The sequence below is a fragment of the Jutongia huaianensis genome, assembly GCF_014384985.1.
Lineage (GTDB): Bacteria > Bacillota > Clostridia > Lachnospirales > Lachnospiraceae > Jutongia > Jutongia huaianensis.
Genome location: NZ_JACRSX010000036.1, coordinates 1 through 7,345, shown reverse-complemented (window position 1 = coordinate 7,345; position 7,345 = coordinate 1). Strand labels below are relative to the sequence as shown.

The window sequence follows — 7,345 nt, the reverse complement described above, 5'->3', positions numbered from 1 at the left end:
CCTTCCTGCGGTTCTGCCTCCCGGTCAGCTGCCGCTTTCTTTATTTGTCATATGTCAGCGTTACTCTTCTCCATTTTCCAGCACGATCAGCTTTTTCTATATCCAAAAAAAGAGGCAAATTCATGTTTCAATTCCTCTTCCCTGTTACAATCTATAAATTTATCATATAAGCCATATTCTTTTTGTTTCATATTTCAGCATTTCCTTTCAGCTATGATTTACAAGCATTGAAATTGTATACATAGCAATAATACACTTTAATGATTTTTACTTTCTAATCCATTTGTATTATACCATATACAATTAGTCTATTGCATATGTTTTATACTTCTTATCCCTAAAAACCACGAATCCACGTCCCCATTCCAACACAGACACACTCTATATTCTCTCCTTAAAATCTTCCTCTTCATAATTCGTCCTATTTTCGATTTTAGCACTGTACCCTTAAACAAAGACCCAACAATTTTGTTTTTAGGTGACGTGGCGGATGTGCTACTGTTGCTCAGAGGTGCGAAATTTTGACGTGCAGAAAGTGCAGAATGCAAAAAAAATTAAAGGTACCACATTTGGGACTGTATGTGGTTTCGTGTCAGGAGGAATGCGAGATTTTTTAGAAAAGGGGCAGCCCCTGCGGTGAGGAGTTGCCCCGGATGCATTTTGGAAAGCCTTGATTTTCCGATTGTTTCAGGCATTACTACGAATCCCTCTGTTTCTGTGATAATGCCAAAAATTCCCATTCCAAACTAAATCTTAGCTCGGAATGGGAATCTATTATTGCAATATTAAAACTGTATCACATCAGACGATATCCTACTTGTCAGCAATTGCTGCCTGTGCTGCTGTTCGTCTTCGGAGTAAATGTTTGCCAACATCGCTTTATTGCCATTACTGTATATTCCCAAGCTACTTCTATCAGTTTGAGAAACTGTATAATTGTTAACTCTCCCTGATACTTTCATTATAGCATCATCGGGAGATATATTCAACCTCCAGACAAAATAATCTTGATGTACCTCTATCTCATCCACAAAATCATCTATAATTTCATCCGGAAGATGTGCTGTATCGAACTTAAAATCCCGTTCTATTCCAGCCTTTAATAACTGTATTTTCTTTTCGTACAGATCTTCTTCTAGGTCTTCCTGTTCATCATATTGGGCAAATTCCTCCTGCAATTTCCGTTGCTCTTTAAGCAATTGTTCTCTTTTCTCGTCATACCTTTCCTTTTCAATCTCTCCATTCATTCGCATATTAAGAAGATTGTCATAACGGTTATTCCACTTTTCCATTTTTCTTTGTAATGCCTGATAATCAGCAAGTCGTGTATTTTCAACTTGTTCCTCACAACAAGTATCAATCATGTCATTACAAATTTTTATAATTGCTTTCTTATCACCCCAAAACTTTTTGAAGATAACATCTGCCATAGCCTCCAGTTTCCAGCGAGGCACAATTTTAATATCGCAGCATCCTTCTATGCTAAGTCCTTTCTTGAGGCGTGTTTTGATACTGCCGCCTTTAACCTGTCCATAGCACTGGTACGCCCATTGCTTTGGCTTATCTTTGCCTGTGTGCCATACAACTCGATTAAATGTATTTCCACATTGGCATTTTAACTTACGGCACCAAACATCAGGGGATCGTTTTACTCCTCTTCTTCGTTCTCCGCTTTCTCGCGTTTTCAGATGCACTGAATTTGCATCTATAATTTTTTGTGCTTGTTCAAATTGTTCCTTAGATATGATCGGCGTATGTGTTCCTTCGACCACTATCTGATCCACATCTCCGAAATTGTTTATTTTCTTTTGTTCCAAAAAATCCGGAACATACTGTTTTCTATATACAATAACTCCACAGTAAAATGGATTTTTTAAAATCCTTGTAATGTTACTTGGATGCCAGCGTTTTAAACCAGTCGCTGTCAAATGATTCTCCGCCTCTAACTGATAGCAAATCTTTGTGGCTCCATTTCCCTCAACATATAAATCAAAGATTCTTCTAACAGTTGCCGCTTGTTCTTCATTTATGACCAGTTCCTTCCCAATACGATCATAACCCAATATATTTCCATTTCCATACAGGACACCGTTTTCAAAAGATACCTTTTGCCCTGCTTTTACTCGTTGGGAAATCTTTTTACTTTCATTTTGAGCCATTGTAGCCATAATCGTTAGACGAAACTCTCCATCCTCATCTTTAATTGTCCAGATATTGTCCTCCGTAAAATACACTTCAACCCCTTGTCGTTTCAGTATTCTTGTTTGTTGCAATGTATCTACAGTATTTCTAGCAAATCTAGACACTTCTCTGGTTATTATCAGATCAAATCTGCCTGCCGCAGCATCTTCCATCATCCGAATAAAGCTACGTCTCTTCTTTACAGATGTTCCGGTAACTCCCTCGTCTATATATTTATCGTACAATTCCCACTCTGGATGTCTTTCCAATATGTCATCATAATATTGAATTTGATTTTCCAAAGCAGAAATCTGTGCTTCATGCTCTGTAGAAACACGCGCATATATAGCTACCGTCCTTTTTTTCTCCAAAGCAAATATCTCCTTCTATTTTTTACTCTTTTTTATATCACATATAATAACATCATCTGTTATTTTTTTCAAGTATTTTATTCTCATATTTTCTTGTCATTTTTTCATAAGCCGCTCGAGAGATTTTCCCATCTTCACAGCATTTCTTCATTATATATAACGCTATGGTATGATTTATCTGATCTGTTGTATATTCCGTCAATTGCTTATTGACATTTTTTATCTGCACTTCAAATACCTCCTTCTCAATTTCCGCTTGCAACAACTTACAATTCAAATATTATATGTTCTCGCAAACAGAAATTTTAATTATCTCCAGTTGAAATCACCGGTCACTGTGGTTAGCAGCACACTCTGGACTCGCACCATCTCTTATAGACCATAAAGGGAGTATCATTATCATAGAACAGTCGCAACCACGGAATCACCACAATTCCTCTTTTGCATGGATGTTATCGCTCCCGGCATCTCACATCAGGCAGAATTATTAAAAAAAATGATAAAACATCTCCTTTATATCTGTCTTACCGATCCTGGCGCATCTGCGGCACGGCGCAATGCGTAACTGTTCCTTACGTCCGGCAAAATCATCGTATTCAGTTGTCTGGGTCTGACAGGATTATTTCCTGTGGACACAATACCAGTATAAATGGGAATCTACTATTTTGCTAGATGATATGTTTCGTACAAAATCGTATGATTTATCGCATCATTTTCAATGCAAAAAGAGCCGCACTGCGGCTCAAATGTAAAATACAAATAATCCAAACGGATGGTTTCCATCTCCTACTGCTTTATGTACAATTCTGCCAATTCCCGAAGAATCTGTTCTTTCGTTCTTCCTGCAAGACCTAACTGCTTGATATCAATCAATTCATCTCTCATCCGGTCAACAAACTTCTGCATATCGTCATAAACACCACCGGGCGTCTCGATTACGACGGAAGTATCAATCAATTCTGTTAATCAAAAAACATCATTTTTATGCTTTTTTATTTTTTTGCTGTCAATGTGTTCTCCTGCCGCCCTGCGGTCTGTCAAATCCGTCCATGCTTTTGCTTTGAACGGGATCAAATATGCGGCATCCAAAACTGTCACACCATCAACGCTCATCTTTCCTTGTTTGAGAAATTCATAGTAATCGTCATCTAAAAGGATCGCTGACAGACTGGATATATCCTCGTCTCTTGGCAATGGTGTAATCACAGCATCCTCTGGAAGCGGAATTGCATCCAGTTTTCTGCTAAACAGCTCGATCATTGCCGGATAGTGATTTGATGCCGGATGACTGAAGCGATAAAACTGCGGCATCCCCGTACTCTTATTGCAGTGTTCATAGCCTGCCTGCTTAATATATTCCCAAAATTTTCTTCCAAATGCCACATCTACCGCTTCAATGATCAATACCAGATCAATATCTTTGGTCGCACGAAAATCCAAACCTTCTTCCGTCATTAGGATGTCACACGCTGTTCCTCCAATAATCGCATATTGACTTTCATTCCCCTTAAACCATTCCTTAAAGCTTTCCATTCCTGTTACCATCTATCTTCCTCCACAAAGTATTTAACATTTCCTCTACTGCTTCTTCTACTCGTTCGTCTGTATCTTCTCTTAGCGACAACGCCAGAGAAATTTTATCTACCATTTTAGTCTTTGATAATTTTTGTGGATTATACCTCCACATTTCAACCGCCACTTGCGAATCAGAATCCTGTAAGTCGTTTGTCATGCAACGATTCCACTGAGATATTTTGTCCGATGCATAGCAGGGAACGCTCGGCGTATTGAGCATCGAATACTCTGATAATGCAGAATAGCCGCTTTCGAGTATTTTTTCTTCAATCATTCTTTTCGGAACATAGACCGTTCTTTTCACCGGATTAAGCAAAAACTTCTCTGCTCTAGTAAACAACTCCTGAGGAGAAGCATCCGAGAACAGTATCTTCTGTACCCCGACTTTTCTTGCTCTCAAAATTTTCATTTCTTCAAGCTGTTTCGATGCTCTGGAAATGGATGTTGGTGTCAGTCCTAAATCTTTTGCAGCCTGACTGGTAGACATTTCCTTTGCCCCCTCATAAATAAAACGAAGAAAAAGCATCTGCGCCGATGGCAGAATTTCTTCTCGATCAATCTTTTTTGCATCGCAGCGCTCCTGCAAATACACTGCCATAAACGGCAGATAAATCTGTTTTCCATCCACAATAAAAGCTATTTTATCTCGAAGCAGATACTCTTTCTGCCGTATGGTGATCTTCTCTAACACAAGAATAACCGGACAATCCACACTCTTTTGCACACGCTCCAGATGTTTTTTTAATGTTACTATCTGCTCCAATTCGCTTTTAGGATACAAAAAAACAGCTTTTTGAGCATCCAGATACACTCTCTGCAATGTATATCTTGTACGTATAAAGTTCGGCAAATGGTCTACCGTTTCATTTTCATATCGCACTTTAATTCCTAACACTCGCTTAAGATATTCCATTCAACCGCCTCCGTTTATAACTCTTTTTTTGTATTATAACTTATTTTTAGTTATAATACAATACCAAAGTTATAATCTAAAAATATGCAAAAGGAAATCATTTTGAATTTTTCATATTTTTCTTTTCTCCCCGTCCTGCTTTTCCAGCAATGCATCCATATACCCTTGTACACGAAACTGATCGCTTTTATCCAGCTTTCGATACTTATGCATCACCGGGATCTCACCTGCTCTGAGGTTTCGTTTTGCTTCCTCTTCGGATTCCATGATCTCACTTGCTGATATTCCCATTGCTTTACATATTTTCCGAATGTTTTTCTCCCGCACCTCATAGTCTTCCTTTTTCAAGATACTCCATATCGTACTTTGTGGGATTCCGCTTTTCTTTGCAAAACGGTATGCCGTCATATGATTGTCCTGCAGATAATCCATCAATCTTTTTCTCACTGTACCTCTTATTTTTCTCTCCTCCTTGCTCCACCCGACTTGTAACTACATTTAGTATAGTTTCGAGCCGCTTTGTCGTTCAACCTATATGTTTCGCACGAAATCGTATGATTTATCGTACGATACATTTTTCATCAAGGGGGATTATACGGATTGAAATTTCCATTATTTTGGAATTTTCGGAGAATTATGTGTAAACGCTCCATAGTGGGTACAATAAAAAGGGCACCAAACCGTTTGATTCAAACGTATTCGGTGCCAAACTCCGTTACATATTCATTTTTATGATACTGTTTTTTGTATTCAAGTAATTTTCCCATGTCTACTTCCAAATAATAACACAGTTTACAAAGAAAGCCCACATCCGATCTGGAACACCCATTTTTTATCCTTTGAATAGACTGAAGTTCTTTTGCCATAAGCATCGGAATATGTTAATCTATACAAGCCGTCTTCGCTGCGATATCTCCCTTTTATGAAAAGTTCTTCCTTTTGAATCATTTCTGACTTTCGCCATTAAACCATTTCTTTATTATAATAACTTTGTTTTTGAATTTTCCACTTTCGGTCTTTCATGCAGAAATAACACATAAATATTTAGCATCATCACCTACAAAACACCTTCCCTCTGATTTCTTAAATGCAATTTCAAAATATTTTTTTGCTTCATCTGTTTTTCCTGACTCACACAACACTTTTCCCACCCACATCTCACGATCGCCATCATCCTGTCTCTCTAAATCACATTTTAATATTTTATCTACCCATTGATTTGCCACATCCATATCATGAAGTTCAATAGACAAATCCAAAATAAATGCCACAATCCAGTAACTTTCATCATATATATATTTCTCATCAGGCAAGATACCCCATGCTTCAAAAAGTGAATCTCTTGCTTTACTCAGTTGTCCCTGTTCATAGAAGGTATTACAATCATCCATAAACTGTCTGATTCTTGCTCCTATCTTTTCATCGCATTCCATAACTTGTTCCTCCAATAATAATCTTTGTTTTTTCTTGTTAACTCTCTTTTTTTATCCACATAGATGAGCATTTCCAGTCTACACCATTCCCTTTGGTCTAAATTCATGAATTTGTGGATATTGAGAATTCACTTAATAAGACATCGTCTTATTTCGCTATAATCGACCTTTCTTACTCCAGACTCTTTATCGATTATGACATCCTAACCGTCCATGCCATATAAGATCACCTTTACTACAATGGGTTCTCAATTCCAATCATCTAATTTGAGCAACAAACTTAATATATTTATCATCTTCTCCTTCAAATATTTCCTTTCCTTCAACCATATAGGCTTTCAGAAGATAACCCTTTGCAGAACCATAATTTCCCAACTCATAGTAACATTGCCCCATTCTTAAATTTATCAACGGATTTCCAAGCCCTTCCGGACATTTCAATGCTTCACTAAAAAAAGAAATCGCCTCTAAATACTTAGAAGAAAAAAAATAAACCTCCCCAAGCGCAACATACAACCATGTACTTGCCTCCCATTCCGTTTTAGGTTTCGGTATCAAATCAAGAGCCTCCAAATATTTCTTTTCTGCCAATTCAAAGTTATCGTCGTCCAAATATTGATCCCCTTCTTGGCTTAAATCACATATTTCTCGATATATTCTTTCATCTAACTCCATAATCTCAATCTCCTTCTAATAATTTAATTCTTGAATATATATTTTAATCACTCACACTTATATAATCAAGAAATCATTTGCAAATTATATATATTTTCTGTTCTATGATTATATCTACTCTGTTAACTTTTTAGACTACATATCACATAATTTATTATTACTCCGATTATTATATGTACTATATATTATCCTTATAT

General features: G+C 37.1%; 7 protein-coding genes. All 7 read right to left on the bottom strand.

The features are described 5' to 3' along the window. Nucleotides 1-785 precede the first annotated feature (785 nt). The 7 genes from H8704_RS13785 to H8704_RS13755 all read right to left on the bottom strand — a co-directional run bounded on the left by H8704_RS13785 (nucleotide 786) and on the right by H8704_RS13755 (nucleotide 7,148). Entirely contained in the window at nucleotides 786-2,552 is a 1,767-nt protein-coding gene (locus H8704_RS13785; RefSeq protein WP_249298644.1) for a recombinase family protein, read from the bottom strand. A 52-nt stretch (nucleotides 2,553-2,604) separates the two neighbouring features. Beyond that, entirely contained in the window at nucleotides 2,605-2,781 is a 177-nt protein-coding gene (locus H8704_RS13780; RefSeq protein WP_249298643.1) for a hypothetical protein, read from the bottom strand. A gap of 737 nt (nucleotides 2,782-3,518) precedes the next feature. Then, a complete protein-coding gene (locus tag H8704_RS13775) occupies nucleotides 3,519-4,097 on the bottom strand; it encodes a hypothetical protein (RefSeq protein WP_330606036.1) in 579 nt (192 codons plus the stop codon). After that, nucleotides 4,072-5,040, bottom strand: a complete 969-nt coding sequence (locus H8704_RS13770; RefSeq protein ID WP_249298642.1) for a helix-turn-helix domain-containing protein — start codon at nucleotides 5,038-5,040, stop codon at nucleotides 4,072-4,074. The genes H8704_RS13775 and H8704_RS13770 overlap by 26 nt, the downstream gene beginning before the upstream one ends. A 111-nt stretch (nucleotides 5,041-5,151) precedes the next feature. Continuing rightward, the gene (locus H8704_RS13765) at nucleotides 5,152-5,487 is read right to left on the bottom strand and encodes a helix-turn-helix domain-containing protein (RefSeq protein ID WP_249298641.1); all 336 of its coding nucleotides are present in this window, start codon (nucleotides 5,485-5,487) and stop codon (nucleotides 5,152-5,154) included. 572 nt (nucleotides 5,488-6,059) lie between these two features. Further along, on the bottom strand, nucleotides 6,060-6,473 hold the full coding sequence (locus H8704_RS13760) for a hypothetical protein (protein WP_118690007.1): 414 nt from the start codon (nucleotides 6,471-6,473) through the stop codon (nucleotides 6,060-6,062). 258 nt (nucleotides 6,474-6,731) lie between these two features. Further along, nucleotides 6,732-7,148, bottom strand: a complete 417-nt coding sequence (locus H8704_RS13755; protein WP_118690008.1) for a tetratricopeptide repeat protein — start codon at nucleotides 7,146-7,148, stop codon at nucleotides 6,732-6,734. Nucleotides 7,149-7,345 lie beyond the last annotated feature (197 nt).

Bases quoted from the DNA above. Each gene is read 5' to 3' on its own strand.
- H8704_RS13775 (WP_330606036.1), bottom strand. From the start codon at position 4,097: ATGGTAACAGGAATGGAAAGCTTTAAGGAATGGTTTAAGGGGAATGAA.
- H8704_RS13770 (WP_249298642.1), bottom strand. From the start codon at position 5,040: ATGGAATATCTTAAGCGAGTGTTAGGAATTAAAGTGCGATATGAAAAT.
- H8704_RS13760 (WP_118690007.1), bottom strand. From the start codon at position 6,473: ATGGAATGCGATGAAAAGATAGGAGCAAGAATCAGACAGTTTATGGAT.
- H8704_RS13755 (WP_118690008.1), bottom strand. From the start codon at position 7,148: ATGGAGTTAGATGAAAGAATATATCGAGAAATATGTGATTTAAGCCAA.